General features: G+C 67.4%; 25 protein-coding genes. 14 read left to right on the plus strand and 11 right to left on the minus strand.

Going from position 1 to position 22,494, the window contains the following annotated elements; translation table 11 throughout:
• Nucleotides 1–211 precede the first annotated feature (211 nt).
• The 7 genes from D3874_RS26640 to D3874_RS26670 form a co-directional block, all read right to left on the minus strand.
• On the minus strand, nt 212–1,018 hold the full coding sequence (locus tag D3874_RS26640; RefSeq protein WP_119782733.1) for a carbon-nitrogen hydrolase family protein: 807 nt from the start codon (nt 1,016–1,018) through the stop codon (nt 212–214).
• A 10-nt stretch (nt 1,019–1,028) separates the two neighbouring features.
• On the minus strand, nt 1,029–2,057 hold the full coding sequence (locus tag D3874_RS26645) for an alcohol dehydrogenase catalytic domain-containing protein (protein ID WP_119782888.1): 1,029 nt from the start codon (nt 2,055–2,057) through the stop codon (nt 1,029–1,031).
• Between the two features lie 4 nt (nt 2,058–2,061).
• Nucleotides 2,062–3,114: an agmatinase gene (gene speB / locus D3874_RS26650; protein ID WP_119782734.1), complete on the minus strand. Its 1,053-nt coding sequence runs from the start codon at nt 3,112–3,114 to the stop codon at nt 2,062–2,064.
• Between the two features lie 15 nt (nt 3,115–3,129).
• Nucleotides 3,130–3,930, minus strand: a complete 801-nt coding sequence (locus tag D3874_RS26655) for an ABC transporter permease (protein ID WP_119782735.1) — start codon at nt 3,928–3,930, stop codon at nt 3,130–3,132.
• Nucleotides 3,927–4,781, minus strand: coding sequence for an ABC transporter permease (locus D3874_RS26660; protein WP_119782736.1), 855 nt, complete (start codon nt 4,779–4,781; stop codon nt 3,927–3,929). Before D3874_RS26660 ends, D3874_RS26655 begins: the two co-directional genes overlap by 4 nt.
• Nucleotides 4,778–5,833 (minus strand): ABC transporter ATP-binding protein, encoded by a 1,056-nt coding sequence (locus D3874_RS26665; RefSeq protein ID WP_119782737.1) that lies wholly within the window; start codon nt 5,831–5,833, stop codon nt 4,778–4,780. Before D3874_RS26665 ends, D3874_RS26660 begins: the two co-directional genes overlap by 4 nt.
• A 191-nt stretch (nt 5,834–6,024) precedes the next feature.
• Nucleotides 6,025–7,119, minus strand: coding sequence for an ABC transporter substrate-binding protein (locus D3874_RS26670; protein ID WP_119782738.1), 1,095 nt, complete (start codon nt 7,117–7,119; stop codon nt 6,025–6,027).
• Between the two features lie 117 nt (nt 7,120–7,236).
• Here D3874_RS26670 and D3874_RS26675 point away from each other — a divergent pair, with 117 nt between their 5' ends.
• On the plus strand, nt 7,237–8,139 hold the full coding sequence (locus tag D3874_RS26675) for a LysR family transcriptional regulator (RefSeq protein ID WP_119782739.1): 903 nt from the start codon (nt 7,237–7,239) through the stop codon (nt 8,137–8,139).
• Between the two features lie 4 nt (nt 8,140–8,143).
• On the opposite strand, the gene D3874_RS26680 is transcribed toward D3874_RS26675, so the two are convergent.
• Nucleotides 8,144–9,055 carry a 5'-methylthioadenosine/S-adenosylhomocysteine nucleosidase gene (locus D3874_RS26680; RefSeq protein ID WP_199699377.1) on the minus strand — a complete coding sequence of 304 codons (912 nt, stop codon included), beginning with the start codon at nt 9,053–9,055 and terminating at the stop codon, nt 8,144–8,146.
• Between the two features lie 147 nt (nt 9,056–9,202).
• Complete coding sequence (locus tag D3874_RS26685; RefSeq protein WP_158596241.1) at nt 9,203–10,084, minus strand: MurR/RpiR family transcriptional regulator; 882 nt, start codon at nt 10,082–10,084, stop codon at nt 9,203–9,205.
• A 160-nt stretch (nt 10,085–10,244) separates the two neighbouring features.
• Here D3874_RS26685 and D3874_RS26690 point away from each other — a divergent pair, with 160 nt between their 5' ends.
• From D3874_RS26690 to D3874_RS26740, 12 genes are all read left to right on the plus strand, one after another.
• Entirely contained in the window at nt 10,245–11,774 is a 1,530-nt protein-coding gene (locus D3874_RS26690; protein WP_119782889.1) for an amino acid permease, read from the plus strand.
• A 75-nt stretch (nt 11,775–11,849) separates the two neighbouring features.
• A complete protein-coding gene (locus tag D3874_RS26695; protein ID WP_119782742.1) occupies nt 11,850–13,217 on the plus strand; it encodes a glutamine synthetase family protein in 1,368 nt (455 codons plus the stop codon).
• Entirely contained in the window at nt 13,217–14,272 is a 1,056-nt protein-coding gene (locus tag D3874_RS26700) for an aldehyde dehydrogenase family protein (RefSeq protein ID WP_274380651.1), read from the plus strand. The genes D3874_RS26695 and D3874_RS26700 overlap by 1 nt, the downstream gene beginning before the upstream one ends.
• On the plus strand, nt 14,266–14,607 hold the full coding sequence (locus D3874_RS31415) for an aldehyde dehydrogenase family protein (RefSeq protein ID WP_274380652.1): 342 nt from the start codon (nt 14,266–14,268) through the stop codon (nt 14,605–14,607). The genes D3874_RS26700 and D3874_RS31415 overlap by 7 nt, the downstream gene beginning before the upstream one ends.
• A 202-nt stretch (nt 14,608–14,809) precedes the next feature.
• Nucleotides 14,810–15,991, plus strand: a complete 1,182-nt coding sequence (locus D3874_RS26705; RefSeq protein WP_119782743.1) for an iron-containing alcohol dehydrogenase — start codon at nt 14,810–14,812, stop codon at nt 15,989–15,991.
• 4 nt (nt 15,992–15,995) lie between these two features.
• Nucleotides 15,996–16,865 (plus strand): type 1 glutamine amidotransferase, encoded by an 870-nt coding sequence (locus tag D3874_RS26710; protein ID WP_119782890.1) that lies wholly within the window; start codon nt 15,996–15,998, stop codon nt 16,863–16,865.
• Nucleotides 16,866–17,121: 256 nt separating this feature from the next.
• A complete protein-coding gene (locus D3874_RS26715; protein ID WP_199699378.1) occupies nt 17,122–18,144 on the plus strand; it encodes an NAD(P)/FAD-dependent oxidoreductase in 1,023 nt (340 codons plus the stop codon).
• Between the two features lie 8 nt (nt 18,145–18,152).
• Nucleotides 18,153–18,620, plus strand: coding sequence for a YnfA family protein (locus D3874_RS26720; RefSeq protein ID WP_119782745.1), 468 nt, complete (start codon nt 18,153–18,155; stop codon nt 18,618–18,620).
• Complete coding sequence (locus D3874_RS26725) at nt 18,536–18,802, plus strand: type II toxin-antitoxin system Phd/YefM family antitoxin (RefSeq protein WP_119782746.1); 267 nt, start codon at nt 18,536–18,538, stop codon at nt 18,800–18,802. The genes D3874_RS26720 and D3874_RS26725 overlap by 85 nt, the downstream gene beginning before the upstream one ends.
• Before the next feature lie 15 nt (nt 18,803–18,817).
• Nucleotides 18,818–19,249: a type II toxin-antitoxin system PemK/MazF family toxin gene (locus tag D3874_RS26730; RefSeq protein ID WP_119782747.1), complete on the plus strand. Its 432-nt coding sequence runs from the start codon at nt 18,818–18,820 to the stop codon at nt 19,247–19,249.
• Nucleotides 19,250–19,294: 45 nt separating this feature from the next.
• Nucleotides 19,295–19,489, plus strand: a complete 195-nt coding sequence (locus tag D3874_RS26735; RefSeq protein WP_119782748.1) for a twin transmembrane helix small protein — start codon at nt 19,295–19,297, stop codon at nt 19,487–19,489.
• Nucleotides 19,489–20,049 (plus strand): cob(I)yrinic acid a,c-diamide adenosyltransferase, encoded by a 561-nt coding sequence (locus tag D3874_RS26740; RefSeq protein WP_119782749.1) that lies wholly within the window; start codon nt 19,489–19,491, stop codon nt 20,047–20,049. Before D3874_RS26735 ends, D3874_RS26740 begins: the two co-directional genes overlap by 1 nt.
• Before the next feature lie 53 nt (nt 20,050–20,102).
• Here D3874_RS26740 and D3874_RS26745 read toward each other — a convergent pair whose 3' ends face one another.
• A complete protein-coding gene (locus D3874_RS26745; RefSeq protein ID WP_119782750.1) occupies nt 20,103–21,020 on the minus strand; it encodes a tetratricopeptide repeat protein in 918 nt (305 codons plus the stop codon).
• An 18-nt stretch (nt 21,021–21,038) separates the two neighbouring features.
• On the opposite strand from D3874_RS26745, the gene D3874_RS26750 reads away from it, so the two are divergent.
• Complete coding sequence (locus D3874_RS26750; RefSeq protein ID WP_119782751.1) at nt 21,039–21,221, plus strand: ATP:cob(I)alamin adenosyltransferase; 183 nt, start codon at nt 21,039–21,041, stop codon at nt 21,219–21,221.
• A 9-nt stretch (nt 21,222–21,230) separates the two neighbouring features.
• Here the strand turns inward: D3874_RS26750 and D3874_RS26755 are convergent, their stop codons facing one another.
• Nucleotides 21,231–22,241: an alpha/beta hydrolase gene (locus D3874_RS26755; RefSeq protein WP_199699379.1), complete on the minus strand. Its 1,011-nt coding sequence runs from the start codon at nt 22,239–22,241 to the stop codon at nt 21,231–21,233.
• Between the last annotated feature and the right edge of the window lie 253 nt (nt 22,242–22,494).

Consider the following 22,494-nt stretch of genomic DNA (forward strand, 5'->3'; position numbering starts at 1 on the left):
GGCTTGAGGCCCAGCTTCATCAGCTCATAGGCCGTGGTGATGCCGGAAATGCCGCCGCCGATCACGGCGACGGGCAGGCCGTGCCGCTCGGCCGGAATCTGGCCCAGACCGGCGGGATGCTTCAGGTAGTCGTCATAGGCAAAGGGAAAATCCGGCCCGAACATGGTGACGGGCGGCACCACCGGTGCCTCATCCAGGACATGCGGGGCCGTCATGCTCGCTCTCGGGTCAGGGCGCCATAAAGCTCGGGCCGGCGATCGGCGAGGTAGGGATTGGCGGCGCGGGCCGCATCGGCCACGGCAGGATCGATGGCGGCGACGATCAGTTCCTCGCCCCGGCCGGCACGGGCAAGATCCACGCCATCGGGCGCCACGATGCAGGACAGGCCGACATAGGTCAGTTCCGCTTCGCTGCCGCTGCGATTGGCATAGGCGACGAAGACCTGGTTCTCGAAGGCGCGGGCCGGCACGACGATCTTGGCGATGACATCGAAGGGCTGCATCAGGGCCGTGGGCACGGCGATCAGCTCGGCCCCGGCCAGGGCCAGGCGGCGCACGGATTCGGGAAATTCGACGTCGTAGCAGATCAGCACGCCGACCTTCACGCCACCGATGGTGACGACGGGCGCCAAATCCTGGCCGGCCGAGAAGGCATTGCGGTCGAGGTCGCCGAACAGGTGGCATTTGCGATGATTGAGCAACGGCTTGCCACCGGCGTCGATGACCATCGCGGCGTTGTAGACCGCGCCATCGGCACCCCGCTCGGGATAGCCGTAGATCAGCGCGATACCGGCCGCGCGGGCGATACCCGCCGCCTGCTGCGCCGAAGGGCCGTCGACCGCCTCCGCCATCTGCCCCACCGCGTCGGGGCCGATATTGTAACCGGTCAGGAACATTTCCGGCGCGATCAGCAGGCCGGCGCCCTGAGACGCCGCGTCGAACGCCGCCGCCTCGAGCCGGGCCAGGGCCTCCGGCTTGTCGACGGCCGCATCAAGGCCCTGGAGGATCGCGACACGCATGGGGTTCTCCTCAGACCATGGTCAGGACGAGGCGACCATTCACCTCGCCCCGGCGCAACCGCGCAACCGCACTGTTGGCATCGTCAAACGCCACCGTTTCGATCTGCGCCGCCACCAGGCCGCGCAAGGCGAAGTCGACCGCCTCGGCCAGGTCGGCGCGGGTGCCGACATTGGAGCCACGGATGCTGCGCTCCCAATTGGCGATGGCGCCGATCGAGACCTTGATCCTGTCGGCCTCGCCGCCCGGCAGGCCGACGAAGACCGTGGTGCCCGCGGGCCTGGTCATGGCGATGGCCTGTTCGAAGGCCTGGGGCGCCGTCGCGGTGACGACCGCGGCATGCAAGCCGCCGCCGGTCAATTCGCTGACCTTGGCGATGGCATCGTCGCGCCCATTCACGGCGAACTCGGCCCCCAGCCTGAGGGCCAGTTCCAGCTTGTCGGCGGCGAGGTCCACGGCGACCGGGCGGAAACCCATGGCCTTGGCATACTGGACCGCGACATGGCCCAGGCCGCCGGCACCGATGATGCCGACGAAATCGCCCGGCCTGGCGCCGGACCGCTTCAAGGCGCGGTAGGTGGTGACGCCCGCGCACAGGATGGGGGCGATCGCCACCAGGTCGGCGTGCGGCGGCAGGGCAATGACGAAATCGGCCCGCGCCACCACATGGGTGGCATAGCCGCCGTCGCGGGAATAGCCGGTCGCCTCGCCCAGGGGGCAGATCGTCTCCATGCCGGCCAGGCACAGGGCACAGCGCCCGCAGGCGCCGCCCATCCAGGGCACGCCCACCGGCGTCCCCACGGCCAGATGGGAAACGCCTTCGCCCAGTGCCACGACATGGCCGGTCACCTCATGGCCCGGCACCACGGGCAGGCTGGCCGGCGGATCCCAGTCGCCATCGATCGCGTGGATATCGGAATGGCAGACACCACAGGCGACGACGGCAATCAGCACCTCGCCCGGGCCGGGCTTGGGGGTCTCGACGCATTCGAAGGTCAGCGGCTGGCCCGCAGTCCTGGCAACGGCACGTTTGAACGACACGGGATCACCCACGCTTCTTGAGGGCCATGACCTGCAGGCACAGGATCTCGAACACGAGCTGGGCCGCGACCTGGGCGGTGTTGGTGGTGGCGTCGTACTGGGGTGCCACCTCGACCACGTCGCCGCCGATCACGTCGAGGCCGGCCAGGCCGCGCAGGATGGCGACGCATTCCCGGCTGGTCATGCCGCCGATCTCGGGCGTGCCGGTGCCCGGCGCATAGACCGGGTCCAGGCAGTCGACATCGAAGGAGACATAGACCGGGCCGCCGCCGACCACCGCGCGGGCCTTGGCGATGATGGCATCGGTGCCCATGCGGGTGGCATCTTCCGCATGGATCACGGTCATGCCGGATTCATAGGAGAATTCCCATAGGTACTCGGCCGCGCCGCGGATGCCGATCTGGATCGTGCGTTCGGGATCGATGCTGCCGTCGAGCACGGCGACGCGGAACGGCCCGCCATGCTGGAACTTGGAGCCTTCGTAAGGCCCCGAGGTATCGCAATGGGCATCGAAATGCACCAGGCCCACCGGCCCGTGCTTGGCCGCGACGCCCTTGAGGATCGACTGGGTGACCGAATGATCGCCGCCCACCGACAGGGGCACGATCCCGGCCGTGCACAGCCTGGTATAGAAGGCGTCGATATCCTCGTGGCAGGATTCGAGGCTGAAGCGGCTGCGGAACGGCACGTCGCCGATATCGGCCACCTTGGCTTCCGCCAGCGGCACCATCTTGAGGAAATGCTCGTAAGGCCCCACCCGCTCGATCGTGCGCACGGCGCGGGGGCCGAAACGCGCACCGGTGCGGTTGGTAACCCCTAAGTCCATCGGCACGCCGATCAGGGCGATGTCGAGGCCGCCGTAATCCGCCAGTTCCTGGGCGTCGGGGCGATAGGGCGCATCGAGGAAGGTCGAGACGCCGGCGAAGGGCATCGAGCGCCGGCCGCCGGCCGAAAACTGGATGTCCGCCACGCGCTTGAATTCCGGATCGAAGATGTCGGCCGCGTTGCCGTCGCCGTATTTGGCGCGCAGGGCTTCCAGCTTCTTGGCGTCGAACATCGGATACTCTCCTCGTTACTCGTCCTTGGGCGACCAGGCACCCAGCAGCTTGGGCAGGTCGCCGAAGCGGGCGATCAGGCCGAAGACCACCGCGGCGATGGCGACGAACAGCACCGTCACCGCCGCCATGGTGGGGGTGTAGCCATAGCGCAGGGCATTGAAAATCTTGATCGGCAGGGTTTCCACCGTGAAGCCGACGACCATGTAGGCGACGATGTATTCGTTGAGCGACAGCACGAAGGCGAAGGCGAGGCCCGAGATGATGTAGGGCCGGATCAGCGGGAAGACGATGGTCCCCAGCACCGTGCGATCATCGGCCCCCATGGTCGACGCGGCTTCGACCAGGGTCGGGTCGATCGCATCGAAGCCCAAGGTCAGGGTCACCAGCGGCAGGGTGACGAAGAAGATCCCATGGCTGATCACCACGGTCCAGGGTTCGCCGTAGACGCCCAGTTCCGACCAGAAGGCGAGGAAGCCCAGGGCCGTGATCACCGGCGGCAGGATGAAGGGGGCCAACCCCAGCACCTGGACCACGCGCACCCACGGCGCATGCCAGCGCCACAGGAACCAGGCGATGGGCAGGGCGATCAGCACCGCCAGGATCGAGGCCGTGGCCGCCACGACAAGGCTGGCGATCAAGGCGTTGAACCATTCAGGATTGGTGAAGATCTCGCCGAACCAGGCGAGCGAGAAGCCTTCCGGCGGGAAGGTCAGCGACTTCTTCTCGTTCACCGCCACCCCGGCGACGACGGCGAGCGGGGCGGCTAGAAATAAGCCGAAGCCGGCGAAGGTCAGGCGCGTGGCAAACCGGCTCATTGCGCATGCTCCCGCCGGCCGAGCAGGAGCGACAGCCCCACCAGCCCCAAGGTCACCAGCACCAGGAACACTGCCATGGCCGAGGCGAAGGGCATGTTCGATTGATAGATCGCCTGGTCGGTGATGTGCACCGACAAGGTCCAGTGCTGCGGCCGGCCCAGCAGTTGCGGCAGCAGGTAGGAGCCGAGCGCAAAGACGAAGACCATGATCAGGGTGGCGACGATGGTGTTGCGCAGGCCCGGCACGATTACGTTGAAGAAGCTGCGCAGGGGCGAAGACCCCAGGGTGCGCGCGGCTTCCACCAGGGTGGGGTCGAGGCGCGACAGCGCCGGATAGAGCACCAGAACCGTATAGGGGAAGGCCTGGTAGACCATGCCGGTCGCCACCGCGAAGAAGGACGGCGTGAGCGAAACCGACTCGTCCATCAGCCCGATGGCGACCAGCAGATTGGTAATGCCCGCCGTCTTGGAGAACAGGGTCGACCAGGCAAAGCCGATGATGACCTCGGACAGCGACAGCACCGAGAGCAGGAAGATCAGCCAGCCCACCTGCACCCGCCGGCGCTGGCGCACCAGCAGGTAGGTGAAGGGGAAGGCCAGGATCACGCTGATCGCGGCGATCAGGGCCGACAGGCCGAGCGAGAAGCCCAGGACATTGCCGAAGAACAGACTCATGAACCGGGCATAGTTGTCGAATTCGAAAGCCGGTTCGTAGAAGCCGCCCTGGACCCGGTGAAAGAACGAGACCGCGATCATGATGCCGAAGGGCAGCACGAAGAACAAAAGCAGCATGGCCGCCGGGAAGGTGATCGGCCCGTAGTCGAGCAGCCGGCGGGGGGCGGGCCGGCTCATTGGGGCAGCACCACGCAGGCGGCGGCGGGCAGTTCCACCGCCACCGTGTCGCCCGCCTCGACCAGGGGGCGGTCCTGCGGGGCCGAGACCGCGATGATCTCCTTGCCCGCGACATCGAGGCGAATCTCGACGCTGGCGCCCAGGTCGCGCAGGAAGGTCACCGTGCCGGGCAGGTGGTTGGTGCCGCCCTGCGGACCCCCTAGGGTGGCATGGACATTCACCTCCTCGGGCCGGACCGAGACCATGACCTTGGTCCCCGCCGGGCCGGTCTCCTGCGCCGCCAGGACGCCGCCCTCGACCGCGATGAGGCCGGGCGCCGTCACCGTGCCGGGCAGCAGGTTGGTCATGCCGATGAAGTCGGCGACGAAGGCATCGGCCGGCCGGCGATAGATCTCGATCGGCGGCGCCGCCTGCAGGATGCGGCCGGCCGACATCACCACCACCAGATCGGCCATGGTCATGGCCTCGCGCTGGTCGTGGGTGACGACGATGGTGGTGATGCCGAGGCTCTGCTGGAGTTGCTTCAACTCTATCTGCATCGCCTCGCGCAGCTTGGCGTCCAGGGCCGACAAGGGCTCGTCGAGCAGGAACAGCCGCGGCGACAGGGCCAGCGCCCGGGCGATCGAGACGCGCTGGCGCTGCCCGCCCGAGAGCTTGGAGACCGGCCGGTCGGCCACGCCCGGCAGGCGCACGAGACCCAGCAGGCGTTCCGCCGCGGCCTTCTGGTCGGCCTTGGAGGCGCCGCGGATGCGCAAGGGATAGGCGATGTTCTCGCCCACGGTCAGGTGCGGGAACAGGGCCAGGGACTGGAACACCATGCCGAAGTCGCGCTTGTGCGTGGGCACGTCGGTGATGTTGGCGCCGTCGATGACGATGCGGCCCTGGGTGGGCGCATCCAGGCCGGCGATCATGCGCAGCAGCGTGGTCTTGCCGCAGCCCGACGGCCCCAGCAGGCAGACGAATTTTCCATGCGGGATGTTCAGTGTCGCGTCGTGAACGGCGGTGACGCTGCCGTAACGCTTGACGAGGCCATCAAGAACCAGACCCGACATGCTGCAATCCCCCGCTTGACTGATACCCCTGCAACATTAAGCCCTCTCCGCCCCCTGGGGGGAGAGGGTTGGGTGAGGTGGGTCGACGGCATAGAGCGCACTCCTTCCCGACCCACCACCTCACCCTTCCCATTGCTGGCGCAATAGGCCCCTTCCCTCTCCCCCGCCTGCGGCGGAGAGGGATTTTGGGGTCAGCCGACGATCATCTCGGTCCACTTCTGGCTGAGCCAGTCGGCCTTGGACTGGTAGAGGTCGTAACGCGGCACGATCGGCGCGATGTCCGACGAGCAGGCGGCGAATTCGGCGTCCGTCAGGTCGGTCAGCTTGCGGTCGATCGTGGGCGAGGTGCCGACATTGCGCGACAGCGAGGCCTGGACAGCCGGCTGACACATGTAGTCGATGAAGACCTGGGCCAGTTCGACCTTCTTGGACGCCTTGGAGACGGCCCAGCTGCCGGAATCATTGATGCCGCCTTCCTTGGGGAAGGTCGAGCGCACGGGGTTGCCGTCGGCCGCGGCCAGGCCGGTGACGTCGTGGTAGTACTGGCCCATGGGGATTTCGCCCGACTTCAGCGCCTGTTCGAACTGCGCCTCGTCGCGGTACCACAGCTTCACGTTGGGCTTCAGCTCGGCGATCTTCTCCAGCACCTTGACGATGCCCTCGTCGGTATCGAGCGCCTTGGTGCCGCCGAAATAGACCGTCGAGGCGACTTCCAGCAGGAAGCTGTTGGAGACCAGGGCCAGCAGGCCCAACTGGTCCTTGTGCTTGGGATCCCACAGTTCCGCCCAGGAGGTCGGCGCTTCCGGGAAGGTCTTGGTGTTGGTGACCAGCGTGATGTACCACGACACCGCGCCGACGCCCATCAGGCGGCCGTCGGGATAGCGGTTCTGCAGGTGGCTGAAGACATTCTTGGCGCCGGGGATCTTGGCCTCGTCCAGGGGGGCCCACAGTTCGACCGAGGCACCCTTCAGCATTGAGGTCTGCGAGATCATCGAGACGTCGGCCGGGGCCTGCTTGGCGCGGGCCGATTGTTCGAGCTGGACCAGCCAGGCCTCGCCCGTCGGCTCGGCGATCGACTCGATGGCGATGCCGGATGCCTTGGTGAATTCGGGGAAGATGTGCTTGTCGAAGCTGTCCTTGAAGAAGCCGCCATAGACGCCGACCTTCAGGGACTTCTCTTCCGCCCGCACGATCGACGGGAGGCCCAGGCTGGCCGCCGCCAGGCCGGCAACGCCGCCCGCCAGCACGCCGCGGCGATTGATCCCACGCTTTGCCAATACGCTCATGTCTTGATCCCCCGGAATTGGTCGTCTCCCGATCGAGAGAGAACAACAGTGACGCTCTTGTGAAAAAATGACAAAGAGTCGAAACTCACTTCGATCCTGATCGAAGTATGCGATGACATGACCCTGGACACGGCCGATTTGCGATTGTTGCGCGTCTTCGTCACGATCGTCGAGTCCGGCGGTTTCGCCGCCGCACAGAGCAAGCTGAACCTCTCGCTCTCCACCATCTCGAGCCACATCACCGGGCTGGAAACGCGGCTGGGCGTCACCTTGTGCAAGCGCGGCCGGGGCGGCTTCTCGCTCACCGCCGAGGGCCAGGCGGTCTATACCGAGGCGCACCGCCTGTTCGCCTCCATGGGCCAGTTCGATGCCCGCATGCGCGGGCTGAAAGACAAGCTGCACGGCACCCTGGCGGTCGGCCTGACCGACAACACCATCACCGATCCCAACGCGCCGCTGGAGCGGGTCTTCGCCCGTTTCGTCGAGCGGGCGCCGGAAGTCCGGCTGGATATCGTGACGCGGCCGCCCAACGAGTTGCTGCGCGACGTGGTCACCGGCGCCCTGCACATCGCCATCGCCAGTTTCCCGCGGGTGGTGCTGGGGCTGACCTATATTGAACTCTACAGCGAGATGCAGCGCTTCTATTGCGGCAAGGGCCACCCGCTGTTCGAGCTCACGGACAAGGAAATCGACGTCGACGAGGTGCGCCGCCACCGCATCGTCGGGCGCAACTACTGGGGCGGCCGCGACCTGAAGATCTTCGCCATCTCCGGCGCCCATGCCACGGTCGCCGACATGGAGGCCGAGGCCCGCCTGATCCTGACCGGCGCCTTTTTGGGCTACCTGCCCGAACATTTCGCAGCCCCCTACGTCGCCGCCGGCCGCCTGCGCGCCCTGCGCCCCGACCTGTTCTCACGCGAGCCGCTGTTCCAGGCCGCCTTCGACGCCAACCGCGCCGACAACGCCGTCCTCACCCTGTTCCGCAAGATCGTCCTCGAGGAAATGAAGGCGAAGGGATGACGGCTTAAGGTTTCGGTGGCACCCAGGCCGCCAGGAAGGCCTTCACCACGGTGGCCGAATTGTTGGCGGCGAACTGGAAGAAGGTGCCGATCTCGTTTTCGCCCGGGCCGCCGCCGGCAAGGTCCGACAGGCTGCGGAAGACGATGAAGGGCGTGCCGTTGGCCCGGGCGACCTGGGCCACGGCAGCGCTTTCCATGTCCAGCACCCGGGCCTGGAAGGTCGCGAAAACATAGGCGCGGAAGGCGGCGTTATCGACAAAGCTCTGCCCCGAGACGCCGTTGCCGCCCACTGTCAGGCGCGGCTGCCGGCCCAGGCAGCGGCCGGCCGTCGCACATTTCTCCAGCGTGACCTGTCCCGATACCTGGCGGGCGACGGCCAGCATGGCGGGGTCGGCCTCGAACCAGAAGCGTTCCTCGGTCGCGGCACCCTGGCCGGCGATGCGGACGGTCTGGGGAAAGATCATGCCGAAGTTCGCGAATTTCCGGGTCATGCCCTGGGGCAGTTGCCAGCCCTCGGGCGTCTCGCGCGCCAGGACGTTTTCCAGGTACTGGCCCCAGCGTTCGGGAATGACCACGTCGCCGATTTCCAGGGCAGGGTCGACACCGCCGGCAATGCCGCTGAAGACGATGGAATTCACCGTGAAATGATCCAGCGCCACCTGGGTCGCCATGGCGGCATTGACCATGCTGATGCCGCTGAGGAACAGCACGACCGGGCGGCCGTCGATGGTGCCGGTGGTGAAGTCGATGCCGGCGATTTCGACCTGCTGGGGATCGCCGACCGCTTTCAGCAGCAGGGCCAGTTCGGCATCGAAGGCCGACATGACCGCAATCCGCGAGGTATCGTCGCGCGCCTGGGCCGCCGCGCCGAAGAGCAGGCAGAAGACCACAGCCGCAATCAAACGCCATTTCGCCATAAGCTGTCGCTCCGTCTCACGCTGCCACGGATACAGCATAACCCCTGTCGTCATCCCGGCGAAGGCCGGGATCCATTGCGACATCGCGTGCTGCCCCAGAATGGATCCCGGCCTTCGCCGGGATGACGACGGTGTGTTGGTATCCGGCTAGCGCATGGCCGTGCGCAATGCCTCGATGGTCGCCAGCCGTGTCTGCAACCGCGGGCCGGCCAGTTCGCTGACCCGGGCGATCAGGGCCTCGGTCAGGGCGAGCAGGGCGGCGGAGGAATCCCAGGTGCCCTCCATGCCGATCTCGGCCGCGAGCGTGATCTTGGCATGCGCGGCCGCGGGCGCCTGCGCAGCGTCGGTCAGCAGGATCACCTCGGCCCCCTGCCCGGTCGCCGCCTGCGCGAAGCGGGCAAGATCCGGCGCATAGCGGCGGATGTCGTAGAGCACCACCACATCCTGGCGGCCCAGGTCGGCCAGGCGGTCGGGCCAGGCGCCGACTTGCGGGTCGGGGCGCAGCACGTTGCCGCGCACGATGTCCAGGTGCAGGGCCAGGTAATGCGCCAGGGTCTGGGTGAAGCGGCCGCCCAGCACCTGCACGCGGCGGCGCGGCTCGGCCAGGGACTTGGCCGCACGCTCGAAATCGGCCCGGGGGACATGGGCGAAGGTCGCGGTCATGTTCTCGACGATGCGGGCGGCGAAGCGGCCCAGGAAATCATCCCGCCGCGGCCGCCGGCTGGTCGCGGCCAGCCGGTCGAGCGGCGATTGCAGGCCGACCGCCACCTCGTGCTTCAAGGCCGCCTGGAAGGCGCCGTAACCGGCGAAGCCCAGCTTGGCGATGAAGCGCAGGATCGACTGGGCGCTGACCCCCGCCGCCTTGGCGAAGGCGCCGATCGAGCTCAGCCCCGCCATCGGATAGGTGGCGATGAGGTGGCTGGCGGCGCGGGCTTCACGGGGCGTCAGCTTGGCCAGGACCGCTTGAGTCCGCTCCAGAACCGTCCCGGCGACCACTGCCGGGCGCATTGCTGCTGCTGATTTCGCCATATTTTCCGCCCTCCCCCTTCCGGCCGGCGTTGGATCATTCGTTCCATCATTGACAGAATTGCGACAGTTTGGAACGCTCATTCGAAAGCAAGGGCGGCAACGTCCGGCCAGGGACGGCTTCATCGGTGCAATTTCTGCAACGGGTGTGGGGAGTTCAATCATGTCGGGCATTGTTGACGAAGAACATCGCAAGGACCTCCAGGTCCTGCACAGCATGGGCTATGCCCAGGAGCTGGACCGGCGCATGAGCGCCTTTTCCAACTTCGCCATTTCCTTCTCGATCATCTGTATCCTGGCCGGCGGCATCACCGCCTTCGCGCTCGGCTTCTCGGCCGGCGGCGGCGCTGCCATCGGCCTGGGCTGGCCGCTGTCGTGCATCCTGTCGCTGATCGTGGCGGCCTCGATGGGCCAGATCGCCTCGGCCTATCCGACCGCCGGCGGCCTCTATCACTGGGCCTCGATCCTGGGCGGCCGGGGCTGGGGCTGGGCCTGCGCCTGGATCAACCTGCTGGGCCTGGTCTTCGTCGTCGCCTCGGTCGACGTCGGCGTCTGGCTGCTGTTCAAGGACCTGGTCCTGGCCGGCGTCTTCGGGATGGATGTCTCGGGCTTCGACGCGACCTCGCAGATCATCGCCGTGGGGATCATCGTGATCACCCAGGCGATCTTCAACCACGTCGGTATCCGCGCCACCACGATCCTGACCGATTTCTCGGGCTATCTGATCCTGGCGGTGGCGATCGTGCTGACCATCGCCCTGCTGGTGGCGGCGCCGTCGCTCGATGTCGGCCGCCTGTTCACCTTCACCAACAACACCGGCGACGCGGGCGGCGGGGTCTGGCCGTTGGCCGGCTCGGCGATCATGGCCTTCGCCCTGGGCCTGCTGCTGCCGGCCTATACGGTGACCGGCTTCGATGCCTCGGCCCACACCTCGGAAGAAACCCGCTCGGCCCAGACCAGCGTGCCGCGTGGCATGCTGACCTCGGTGTTCTGGTCCTTCGTCTTCGGCTACTTCATGATCTGCTCCTTCGTGCTGGCCATGCCGGACACGACGGAAGGCGCCAAGCAAGGCTTCAGCGTCATCTTCTGGACCATCAACGGCTCGGCCATGCCGGCGGTGCTGAAGGATGTGCTCTATATCGGCATCGTCGCCGCGAACTACCTGTGTGCACTCGCGGGCCTCACCTCGCTCTCGCGCATGCTGTTCGCCTTCGCGCGCGACGGCGGCCTGCCCAAGGCCCTGGCCAAGGTCAGCCCCCGCTTCCGCACCCCGACCGTGGCGGTCTGGGTGGGCGCGGTCCTGGCTTTCGTCTCGACCCTGTATTCGCCGGCTTTCGCCGCCCTGGCGGCCGGCTGCGCGGTGTTCCTGTATCTCTCCTATGCGATGCCGATCGCGGCGGGCCTGCTGGCGGAAGGCAAGACCTGGACGACCTTCGGGCCGTTCAAGCTGGGCGCCATGTCCAAGCCCTTCGCGGTGATCTGCATCCTGTTTGCCCTGGGCCTGTTCTATCTCGGCATGCAGCCGCCCAACGACATCCTGATCAACTACAGCCTCGGCATCCTGGTGCTGCTGGTGGTGGGCTGGTTCGGTATCGAGCGGCGCCGCTTCAAAGGCCCGCCGGTGGGTGACGTGATCGCCAAGCGTGCCGCCGAGATCCGTGCGGCCGAGGTGGCGGTGGGCGAACGCGCCTGACCAATAGGAGGGGGCCGCGGCAGGCGCCGCGGCCCCCTTTTCTTGCCTAGCAAAAACGATAGTCGGGAGGAATGGATGCAGCCGGGCGAAGTCAAGTCGGCCAAGGACGCACGCGCCATCGTCGAGGCCAGGGGCCTGACCCACGTGAAGGTCGGCGTGTTCGATGTCGACGGCATCATGCGCGGCAAGTACATGAGCCGAGACAAGTTCTTCTCGGCGCTCGACAGCGGTTTTGGCTTCTGCGACGTGGTCCTGGGCTGGGACAGCCATGACCAGCTCTATGACAATGTCAGTTACACCGGCTGGCACACCGCCTATCCCGATGCGCCGGTCCGCGTCCTGCCCGCAACCTGCCGCGAAGTGCCGGGCGAGGGCAACATGGTGATGTTCCTGGCCGAGTTTGCGGAAGGGGCGGAGGCGGTGTGCCCGCGCGGCACCCTGCGCAAGGTCCTGGCCCGCGCCGCCGACCATGGCTTCAAGGTGACCGCTGCCGCCGAGTTCGAATTCTTCCTGTTTGAAGAAACGCCCCATTCGGTGCGCGAGAAGCACTACCGCAACCTCAAGAACCTCACCCCCGGCTTCTTCGGCTACTCCGTCCTGCGCTCCTCCGTCCATGCCGAGTTTTACGCCGAGTTGCTGGCCATGTGCGAGGCCATGCGCATGCCGATCGAAGGCCTGCACACGGAAACCGGCGCCGGCGTGCTGGAAGCAGCCCTCAATTACTCTGAAGCCCTGGAGGCGGCCGACCGCGGCGCCCTGTTCAAGACCTTCACCAAGGTCCTGGCGCAGAAGCGCGGGCTGATGGCGACCTTCATGGCCAAATGGTCTCACGACTGGCCCGGCCAGTCGGGCCACCTGCACGTCTCGCTCCAGGGCAAGGACGGCAAGGCGGTGTTCCACGACGCCAAGAAGCCACACAACATGTCCGATGCCATGCGCTGGTTCGTCGGCGGCCAGCAGGCCCTGATGCCCGAACTGCTCGCCATGGTCGCCTGCACGGTGAACAGCTACACCCGCCTGATCCCCGGCTTCTGGGCGCCGACCGACGCCACCTGGGGGGTGGAAAACCGCACCTGCGCCCTGCGCATCATTCCCGGCTCGGCGAAAAGCCAGCGGGTCGAATACCGGGTGGCGGCGGCCGATATCAATCCCTATATCGCGCTCAGCGCTGCCATCGGCTCGGGCCTGTGGGGGATCGAGAACAAGATCGAGCCCGATGCCCCGATCACCGGCAATTCCTATGCGATCAAGCATGCCACCAGGCGGCAGTTGCCGCGCACCCTGACCGATGCGGCCGGCCGCCTGGCCAAGTCGAAAGCCGCCCGCGACCTCTTCGGCGATGCCTTCGTCGACCATTATGCCGCCACAAGGCTGTGGGAAGAACGCGAGGCAAAGCGCGCGATCACCGATTGGCAACTGGCCCGTTACTTCGAGATCATCTGATGTCCACCATGCTCCGCACCATCAGCCCGGTCGACGGGCGCGTCTATGTCGAACGGCCGCTGGCGGTCCACAGCCAGATCGAAGCCGTTCTCGAACGGGCGGCGAAAGCCGCGGCCGGCTGGGCTGCCATCCCGCTCGAGACCCGCTTGGAGATCCTGGGCAAGGCGATCGATCACCTGGTCGCGGCCGGCGCCCAGATCGCGCCCGAGATCACCTGGCAGATGGGCCGCCCGGTCTCCCAGACCCCGGGCGAGGTGCGCGGCCTGGAAGAACGCGCCCGCTACATGCTGGCCCAGGCCTCGACCGCCTTGTCGCCGCTCGATCCCGGCCCCAAGACGGGTTTCATCCGCTCGGTCAAGCGGGTACCGCTGGGCGTCGTCGCCGTGGTGGCGCCGTGGAACTACCCCTATCTCACCGCGGTGAACGCGATCATTCCTGCCCTTGCCGCCGGCAATGCGGTGATCTGCAAGCACAGCCATCAGACGCCGCTGGTCGCCGACCGTTTCCAGGCCGCGCTGGACGCGGCCGGCCTGCCGCCCGGCACCTTCCAGCACCTGGACCTGTCCCATGCCGACACCGCGCGCCTGATCGGTGACGCCCGGGTGAACCATGTCTGCTTCACCGGCTCGGTCGCCGGCGGCCATGCGGTGGTGGAGGCGCTGGGGGGCGGCTTCGCCACCGCGGGCCTTGAGTTGGGCGGCAAGGACCCGGCCTATGTCCGGGCCGATGCCAATCTGGCCCACGCCATCGAGAACATCGCCGACGGTATCTTCTTCAATTCCGGGCAAAGCTGCTGCGGCATCGAGCGGGTCTATGTCCACGAAACCCTGTTCGACAGCTTCGTCGAGGGCGTCGTCGACCTCGCGCGGACATACCGCCTGGGCGACCCGACCGATCCGGCGACCAACCTAGGGCCGATGGTGCGGGCCAGTGCTGCCGATTTCGTCCGCGCCCAGGTGGCGGAAGCGCTGGCCGGCGGCGCCCGCGCCCTGATCGATCCCAAGACGTTCGAGCGCGATGCCCGGGCACGCCCTACCTGGCGCCCCAGGTGCTGATCGAGGTGGACCATGCCATGCGGGTGATGACCGAGGAAACCTTCGGTCCGGTCGCCGGCATCATGAAGGTGAAATCGGACGAGGAAGCGATCGCCCTGATGAACGACAGCCCCTACGGCCTGACCGCCGCGATCTGGACCTCGGATGCGCAAGCCGCCGAGTCGATCGGCGACCGCCTCGAGACCGGCACCGTGTTCATGAACCGTTGCGACTATCTCGATCCTGCCCTGGCCTGGACCGGGGTAAAGGATACTGGCCGCGGCGCCACCCTGTCGCGCGTCGGCTACGAGTACCTGACAAGGCCCAAAAGCTTCCACCTGCGCACGGTGATCTGATGACCGTCTCGGTCGACATCCCCTCTCCGCCGCGTGCGGGGAGAGGGAGGGGCCCGACGCCGAAGGCGGCGGGAGGGTGAGGTGGTCGGCGGGCCGCATTGCCCTATGCCAACCACCCACCTCACCCCACCCTCTCCCCCTGAAGGGCGGAGAGGGCTACCCTTCGCCGACAGGGCGAAGTGAGACGAAAAGAGAACCCATCATGACCGCCACCCTGAAAGGCGCCTGGAACTACCCCACCCGCGTGCTGGCCGGCCCGGGGCGCATCGCCGAGCTGGCCGATGCCTGCGCCACCGCCGGGATCAAGCGCCCCCTGTTCGTCACCGACAAGGGCCTGGCCCAGACCGATATCACCGCCCGGGCCATGGCCGTGCTGAAGACCGCCGGGCTCAATCCCGGCTTCTATGCCGATGTCCGCTCCAACCCGGTGGAGGCGAACCTCGACGACGGCCTCGCGGTCTACAAGGCGGGCCATCACGACGGCGTCGTCGCCTTCGGCGGCGGCTCGGCCCTCGACATCGCCAAGCTGATCGCCTTCATGTCGGGCCAGACCCGCCCGGTGTGGGATTACGAGGACGTGGGCGACTGGTGGACCCGCGCCGACCCCGCCGGCATCGCCCCCGTCGTCGCCGTGCCCACCACGGCGGGCACGGGATCCGAAGTGGGCCGCGCCGCAGTCATCACCAATGCCGCCTCCCAGGAAAAGAAGATCATCTTCCACCCCAAGATGCTGCCCGTGGTGGTGATCTCGGACCCGGAACTGACCGTCGGCCTGCCGCCCCACATCACCGCCTGGACCGGCATCGACGCCTTCACCCATTGCTTCGAGGCCTATAGTGCGCCGGGCTTCCACCCCATCGCCGACGGCATCGCGGTCGAAGGCATGCGCCTGATCAAGGAATACCTGCCCCGCGCGGTAGCCCGTGGCGACGATATCGAGGCCCGCGCCAACATGCTGGCCGCCGCCAGCATGGGCGCCGCCGCCTTCCAGAAGGGCCTGGGCGCCACCCATTCGATCGCCCATCCGCTGGGCGTGCTCTACGACACCCACCACGGCCTGGCAAATGCCGTGATCCTTCCCTATGTGATGGTCTTCAACCGCCCGGCGATCGAAGACCGCATGCCCCATCTGGCCCGTGCCCTGAACCTGAAGGAAGCGACCTTCGACGCCGTGCTGGCCTACGTGCTCGACCTGCGCAAGGCCCTGGGCGTGCCCCACAGCCTGGCCGAGATCAAGGTGCCGGCCGACCGGGCCGCCGAGATCGGGGTGATGGCGGAACACGACCCCTCGACGGGCAGCAACCCGCGGGTGGCCAAGGCCGCCGACATGGAGCGCATCTTCCGCGCCGCCCAGTTGGGCAACCTTGCCGCCGCCGCCGGATAAGACCATGACCAAGCCTGCCCTTCGCCTGCTCGTCGTCGATGGCAACACCGCCGCCGGCCGCGCCCGCGCCGTCGCCTCGGGCGGTACGGCATCGGGCGAGGGCTATGCCGCCGTGCTCCAGGACCTGGCACCCGAGGCCGCGATCGACATCTGCTATCCCGCCGATCCCGGCTCGAACCTGCCCGGTGTCTCGGAACTCGCCGCCTATGACGGTGTCGCCATCACCGGCTCTGCCCTCAACGTCTACAACGGCGGGCCGCAGATCGAGCCGCAGGTCGACCTGGCACGCAATGTGTTCCGGTCGGGCACGCCCATGTTCGGCTCGTGCTGGGGCTTGCAGGTGGCGACCGTGGCGGCCGGCGGCAGCGTGCGCGCCAACCCCCAGGGCCGCGAGATCGGCATCGCGCGCAAGATCCTGGTCAACGAGGCCGGCCGCGCCCACCCGCTGCTGGCCGGCCGGCCGCCGGTCTACGACGCGCTGTGCGTCCATCTCGACGAGGTCGAGACCCGGCCGGAGGGCATGACCGTGCTCGCCGGCAACGAGTTGAGCGAGGTCCAGGCGGCCGAGATCGCCCATGACGGCGGCACCTTCTGGGGCGTGCAGTACCACCCGGAATATTCCTTCGGCGAGATGGCCGCGGTGCTGCGCCGCTATGGCCCGGTGATGGTCGCCAACGGTTTCGTCCACGACGAGGCGGAACTGGCCCGCATCATCGCCCTCTACGATGGCCTCCACGCCGATCCACAGGACACGGCGCTGGCCTGGCAACTGGGCGTCGACCACCAGACCATCGCCCCCGCCGATCGCCACCGCGACCTCGCCAACTGGCTGGAGCACCTGGTGCGCCCGACCCGGGTACGGCGCGGGCGGTAGGGCGGAGTAGCCCTCTCCGCCCTCCGGGGGAGAGGGTTGGGTGAGGTGGGTGGTCGGCGTAAGGCGCGTCTGTTCCCGCCACCACCTCACCCTCCCATCGCTGACGCGACGGGCCCCTCCCTCTCCCCCGCAAGCGGCGGAGAGGGGGAGAAGAAGCTGAAACGGGGCGTCAACTGGATCGACGTGCCCGAAGCTTGAATTGAGGCAATCGTGGCGCCATGGTGGCGCCCTTCGCGCCTTGGGATTGGAAAGCAGCATGTCCGAAGTCATCACCACCGATGTCGCCATCATCGGCGCCGGCCCCGTCGGCCTGTTCGCCGTGTTCGAGGCGGGCATGCTGGGCATGAAGGCGGTGGTGATCGATGCCCTCGATGCCCTGGGCGGGCAATGCACCGCGCTCTACCCGGAAAAGCCGATCTACGACATTCCCGGCCATCCCGCGATCGACGGCCAGGGCCTGATCGGGCAGTTGGAGATCCAGGCCGCCCCCTTCGCGCCCTACTACCTGCTGGACCAGCAGGTGACCCACCTCGGCACCCAGGAGGCCGGGTTCCGCCTGCGCACCTCCAAGGGCGCCGTGGTCGAGGCCCGGGCGGTGATCGTGGCGGCAGGCTGCGGCGCCTTCGGCCCCAATCGCCCGCCGCTCGACGGGCTGGAGGCCTATGAAGAGGCCAAGACGGTCCAGTACCTGGTGCGCCGGCGCGAGGATTACCGCGACAAGAAGATCGTCATCGCCGGCGGCGGCGATTCCGCCGTCGACTGGGCCCTGAGCCTGGTCGAGGTGGCCGAGAGCGTCAGCCTGGTGCACCGCCGGCCCAAATTCCGCGCGGCGCCCGAATCCCTGCGCAAGCTCGACGACCTGGCCAAGGCCGGCGCCGTCGACCTGGTGGTGCCCTACCAGCTCGACGGCCTGGAAGGCGACGGCGGCATCCTGAACGGCGTGCGGGTGGCGACCCTGGACGGGCAGAAGCGCGTGATCCCGGCCGATGTCCTCCTCCCCTTCTACGGCCTGGCCATGACGCTGGGGCCGATCGCCGACTGGGGCCTGGGCCTCGATCACAATCACATCGCGGTCGAACAGCGCAACAGCGCCACCAGTGTCCCCGGCATCTTCGCCATCGGCGACATCGCCACCTATCCCGGCAAGCTCAAGCTGATCCTGTCGGGCTTCGCGGAAGCCGCCGCGGCGGCCCATGCCATTCACCCGCTGGTCTTCCCCGACAAGGTGCTGCACTTCGAATATTCGACCACGCGCGGCGTGCCGACGGCGGCGCAGTAAGCGGCGCGGTGCTCTCGATCGGCCTGTTCGCGCTGGCGGCCGTCGCCGAGATCGGCGGCTGCTTCGCCTTCTGGGCCTGGGCGCGGCAAGACAAGTCGATCCTGTGGCTGGTCCCCGGCCTGCTTTGCCTGGCCTTCTTCGCCTGGGTTCTGACCCGCGTGGAAGCGGATTTCGCCGGCCGCGCCTATGCCGCCTATGGCGGCATCTACATCGCCGCCTCGCTGCTCTGGCTCTGGCTGGTCGAGGGCGCGCGGCCCGACCGTTTCGACCTGATCGGCGGCGCGGTCTGCCTGACCGGCACCGCCATCATCCTGTTTGCGCCAAGGGGGCATGATCCAAACACATTGCGAAAACTTCGAAGATTTCGTATTTTGTGTGAAAGGAGCTCGCCATGGCCATCACGGTTCCTGCCACGGAATTCATTCGCCGGCCCGGCCGATACAAGGATGCCGCGAAGCACGAGCCTATCGCGGTGACCAGTCACGGCGTACCCGAGGTGTATCTCCTGTCGCCAGCCGAATACGAACACTATCGCCTGTTGAAGCGGCGGGAGCGTGAGGCTTTCCACCTCAAGGAACTGCCAGAGGAATTCGTCCGGGCGATACTGACGGCGCCCATCGATCCCGCATTCGAGGCATTCAACGACGAAGCGCCCTGATCGGGACTGTCGGGGATGGAAATCCCGGCGCCCAAGGTGGGCCACGTCATCGCCTATGCCTATGTTTGGCGGCAGGAATACGCAGCCGGTCAGCGGGAAGGCGCAAAGAACCGTCCCTGCGCCATCGTGCTTGCGACGGCACGTGACAATGGCGGGCGCCTCATCGTCACCGTCGCCCCTATCACCCACACCCCTCCGTCCGATCCCGCCGCCGCCGTCGAAATCTGGCCCCTCACCAAAAAACGTTTGGGCCTCGACGGCAATCGCTCGTGGGTAATCGTCGATGATCTGAACGTCTTCACTTGGCCCGGGTTTGATCTCCAGCCGGTGCCGCAGCGACCGGAAACGTGTCTTTATGGTCCCTTGCCGGGAGGCTTGATCCGCCAGATCCGGGCGGCAATAGCACGCTGCTATCCCTCCGCCGCCCTCTCTGATCGCGACGTTTAAGCAGCCTCCCTTTCCGCCGCCGGCCCTTCGCGCTATATCAGCCACATGTCCGGTGCATTCTCCTTCCTCATCCCCCTCGCCCTCGTGGTGGTCGTCGTGATCCTGGCCGTGGGCGTCACCGTGCTGGTGCGCGGCGGCGGTGACCGTCGGCTGTCGAACAAGCTGATGCAGTACCGCGTTCTGGCCCAGGCGGTGGCGATCATCCTGATCCTGCTCGCCTTCTATTTCGGCTCCAAGTGATGGTGAAGCTGGACCGCATCTATACCCGCGGCGGCGACAAGGGCCTGACCTCGCTGGTCGACGGCAGCCGGGTGCCCAAGCATGCCCTGCGCGTCGCGGCCTACGGCGAGGTCGACGAGCTCAATGCCACGATCGGCCTGCTGCGCCTGGAAACCACCGATCTCGCGACGGTCGACGCCATGCTGGGCCGGATCCAGAACGACCTGTTCGACCTGGGCGCCGACCTCGCCACCCCCGACGGCATCGACGGCGCCCTGCGCATCGTCGAGGCCCAGGTGACAAGGCTTGAGGGCGAGATCGACGCCATGAATGCGGCGATCCCGCCCCTGCGCTCCTTCATCCTGCCGGGCGGCAGCCGCGCCGCCGCCTTCGCCCACCTGACCCGCACCGTGGCCAGGCGCGCCGAACGGGCGATCAGCGCGCTTGGCGAGGTGGAGCCGATCAACATGGCGGCCTTGCGCTACGTCAACCGCCTCTCCGACCATCTCTTCGTCCTGGCCCGCCACCTCAACGACGATGGCGCCGCCGACGTCCTGTGGGTGCCCGGCGCCAACCGCTGATCACCCTGTTCAGGCATAGCGCCGCAGGTCCGCACTGGTGATTGGCTGCCAGATCATGGCGCGGCGCCAGGCGACGAGGCGTCCGATCGTGCCCAGTTGTCGACGGGCTTCCTCAAGGGTGGACTGGGCTTGGTCGCGCATCGTGCCGGCCGGCAGCATGCGCAGGGCCAGACTAGACCACTTGTAGGCTTCTCCGGGTTCGGCCGGTGGCCCGCCTCGCCCGCCAGCGCCAGGCCCGCCAGCCGCTGCTGCGACGCCGAATGGCCGCGCTCGGCGGCCCAGCGAAACCAGTTGTGCGGTTGTGCCGGATCTGACACCGGCGTCTCTCCGGCCTCGCTCATCAACCCCATGCGGTAGGCGGCGAGAACCGATCCCATATCGACTGCCTTCAGCAGCAGGTCGCGACCGCGGAAGGCATCGCGCGGGAAAGCGCGGCCCTGCCAACGCATGAAACCGATATGGCATAGCGCCTCAGCCTCGCCCAGGGCTGCGGCCTGCTCGAAATATTGCCGGGCCCGAGCGTCGTCCTGGGGTAGCCCCCTGCCCTCGAGATGAGCGACGCCGAGATCGCAAAGCGCTGCCGCGTTCTCCTGCTCGGTTGCTTTGCTCAGCCACGACAGCGCCTTGGCGTCATCCGGCTTGACGCCGCAGCCCTCGAAGTAAAGCCGCGCCAATTGGCGCTGCGCCACGGGATGCCCCTGGTCGGCCGCCTTCTTGGTCCAGCGGAACGCCGCCGCGGGACTTCGCCCAACGCCCAGGCCATCCGCATAGATGAGGCCGATGGCCCCCTGTGCAGTCGCGTTGCCGGAACGGGCCAGGGGCTTGAGATGGCGTCGGGCGGCAGCAAAGTCGTCGCGCTCAATCGGCTCGGTCTTTAGGAGCCATGACGGATCGACATCCCACACCGCCAAACCGATGCCGAACAGAAGAGCAACCCGTCGGGAAAATGTCATCAGACCCGCCGCAAACATTGAGATGGCCGATTGTATATGGGGACCACCTGCACGCCATCAAACAGCGAGCGGCGCGCCGAACGGGCGATCAGCGCGCTTAGCGAGGTGGAGGCTATCAACATGGCCGGCTTGCGCTATGTCAACCGCCTCTCCGACCATCTCTTTGTCCTGGCCCGCCACCTCAACGACAACGGGGCCGCCGATGGCGCCAACCGCTAGGCGGTCGCCCTACCGGCCACCGATGAAGTCGGTAATGGCGGGCAGGAGGCCATCGGCCAGGGGCAGGAGCGGGATCGCATAGGTCTGCCGGTTCAAGAACCGGTTCGCCGGGGCCCGCTTCAGCACATGGTTCATGCCCTCGATCAGGACCAGCTTCGCATCGGGCCGCGCCGCCTGCAGCAGGCGGGCGTCCGCCACGGAGATCTGAATATCGATCGTCCCTTGGACGATCAGCACCGGCACGTCCGTGCGGGCCAGTTCCGCCGCCGGATCCAGCGGCAGCCAGGAGATCAGGTAGTCCTGCACGCTGGGCCGGTAGAGCGCCGCCAGGTCCGGCGGCACATCGGCGACATGGCGCCCTTGGACCAGTTCGTCGGTGATGTGCTTCGAGGCGGCCTGCAGGGCCGCCGAAACACCCATTTCGGCAAGCTGGCGCTCGATCACCTGCGCCGCCGACTGACCCGCGCCGGCGAGGAGGATCAGGCCGGACACGCTGCCCTTCGGCGCCTTCTGTGCCGCCAGGGTCACGACCAGCGCGCCTTCGCTGTGCCCCAGCAGGTAGATCGGTCCGATTCGCGGGTCCTGCCGCAGGCTTTCGGCCCAGGCCAGGGCATCGTCCACAAAGGTCTGAAAGCGCAGATCCTCCTCCCGCGGGCCGGCGGGCCCACTTTCGGCGATGCCGCGCTTGTCCACCCTGAGGGAGGCGATCCCCTGTTCGGCCAGGCCGTGCGCCACCAGGCGCAGGCTGTTGTTGATCATGCCGGGCAGGTTGCCGTCGCGATCGACCGGGCCGGAACCGGCCAGGATGAGCACAGCCGGCACGCGGTTCCCCGCCGCCAGAGGCGGCAACGCCAGCGTGCCCTGGAGCAGGCCGAGGCTGACGGCTTCCTCGGTCAGGGCCAGGGCGGGAGCGGAAAGGGAGCCGACCATGCTGCCCAGCAGCGACAGCAGGAACACCCTCAACACGGCCCGCCAGTGCGCCGGCAGGCCGACCGGATATCGAGATTCTGCGCAAGACATAGCCATCCCCCTCCCAAAGTCGTGTAGTCATAAATGCGCCAAGCCCGCGACTGTCCGTCGCGGCGCCTTGCCAAGGCGGAATTCCCTGCCATTCTTGCTCGCCACGGTGGCCACCAGGCCTCGGGGGTGGCGCGCTTGGTTGCGGTTCGTTGACACGGCCGCAACCGCTTCATATGGTGCGGCGCGGCAAATGGGCAGGTCTGTTGCGGGCCTCCTCTATTGCTGACCCTCGGGCCAGGCGGCCCTGGTCACC

The organism is Oleomonas cavernae (assembly GCF_003590945.1).
Classification (GTDB): domain Bacteria; phylum Pseudomonadota; class Alphaproteobacteria; order Zavarziniales; family Zavarziniaceae; genus Zavarzinia; species Zavarzinia cavernae.

Coding starts and splice junctions, on each gene's coding strand:
- D3874_RS26665 (WP_119782737.1), bottom strand. CDS start 5,833: ATGTCGGGTCTGGTTCTTGATGGCCTCGTCAAGCGTTACGGCAGCGTC.
- D3874_RS26680 (WP_199699377.1), bottom strand. CDS start 9,055: ATGGCGAAATGGCGTTTGATTGCGGCTGTGGTCTTCTGCCTGCTCTTC.
- D3874_RS26685 (WP_158596241.1), bottom strand. CDS start 10,084: ATGGCGAAATCAGCAGCAGCAATGCGCCCGGCAGTGGTCGCCGGGACG.
- D3874_RS26750 (WP_119782751.1), top strand. CDS start 21,039: ATGGGGACCACCTGCACGCCATCAAACAGCGAGCGGCGCGCCGAACGG.
- D3874_RS26715 (WP_199699378.1), top strand. CDS start 17,122: ATGTCCGAAGTCATCACCACCGATGTCGCCATCATCGGCGCCGGCCCC.
- D3874_RS26660 (WP_119782736.1), bottom strand. CDS start 4,781: ATGAGCCGGCCCGCCCCCCGCCGGCTGCTCGACTACGGGCCGATCACC.
- D3874_RS26690 (WP_119782889.1), top strand. CDS start 10,245: ATGTCGGGCATTGTTGACGAAGAACATCGCAAGGACCTCCAGGTCCTG.
- D3874_RS26740 (WP_119782749.1), top strand. CDS start 19,489: ATGGTGAAGCTGGACCGCATCTATACCCGCGGCGGCGACAAGGGCCTG.
- D3874_RS26705 (WP_119782743.1), top strand. CDS start 14,810: ATGACCGCCACCCTGAAAGGCGCCTGGAACTACCCCACCCGCGTGCTG.
- D3874_RS26730 (WP_119782747.1), top strand. CDS start 18,818: ATGGAAATCCCGGCGCCCAAGGTGGGCCACGTCATCGCCTATGCCTAT.
- D3874_RS26670 (WP_119782738.1), bottom strand. CDS start 7,119: ATGAGCGTATTGGCAAAGCGTGGGATCAATCGCCGCGGCGTGCTGGCG.
- D3874_RS26655 (WP_119782735.1), bottom strand. CDS start 3,930: ATGAGCCGGTTTGCCACGCGCCTGACCTTCGCCGGCTTCGGCTTATTT.
- speB (WP_119782734.1), bottom strand. CDS start 3,114: ATGTTCGACGCCAAGAAGCTGGAAGCCCTGCGCGCCAAATACGGCGAC.
- D3874_RS26640 (WP_119782733.1), bottom strand. CDS start 1,018: ATGCGTGTCGCGATCCTCCAGGGCCTTGATGCGGCCGTCGACAAGCCG.
- D3874_RS26695 (WP_119782742.1), top strand. CDS start 11,850: ATGCAGCCGGGCGAAGTCAAGTCGGCCAAGGACGCACGCGCCATCGTC.
- D3874_RS26675 (WP_119782739.1), top strand. CDS start 7,237: ATGACCCTGGACACGGCCGATTTGCGATTGTTGCGCGTCTTCGTCACG.
- D3874_RS26710 (WP_119782890.1), top strand. CDS start 15,996: ATGACCAAGCCTGCCCTTCGCCTGCTCGTCGTCGATGGCAACACCGCC.
- D3874_RS26700 (WP_274380651.1), top strand. CDS start 13,217: ATGTCCACCATGCTCCGCACCATCAGCCCGGTCGACGGGCGCGTCTAT.
- D3874_RS26745 (WP_119782750.1), bottom strand. CDS start 21,020: ATGTTTGCGGCGGGTCTGATGACATTTTCCCGACGGGTTGCTCTTCTG.
- D3874_RS26755 (WP_199699379.1), bottom strand. CDS start 22,241: ATGTCTTGCGCAGAATCTCGATATCCGGTCGGCCTGCCGGCGCACTGG.
- D3874_RS26725 (WP_119782746.1), top strand. CDS start 18,536: ATGGCCATCACGGTTCCTGCCACGGAATTCATTCGCCGGCCCGGCCGA.
- D3874_RS26735 (WP_119782748.1), top strand. CDS start 19,295: ATGTCCGGTGCATTCTCCTTCCTCATCCCCCTCGCCCTCGTGGTGGTC.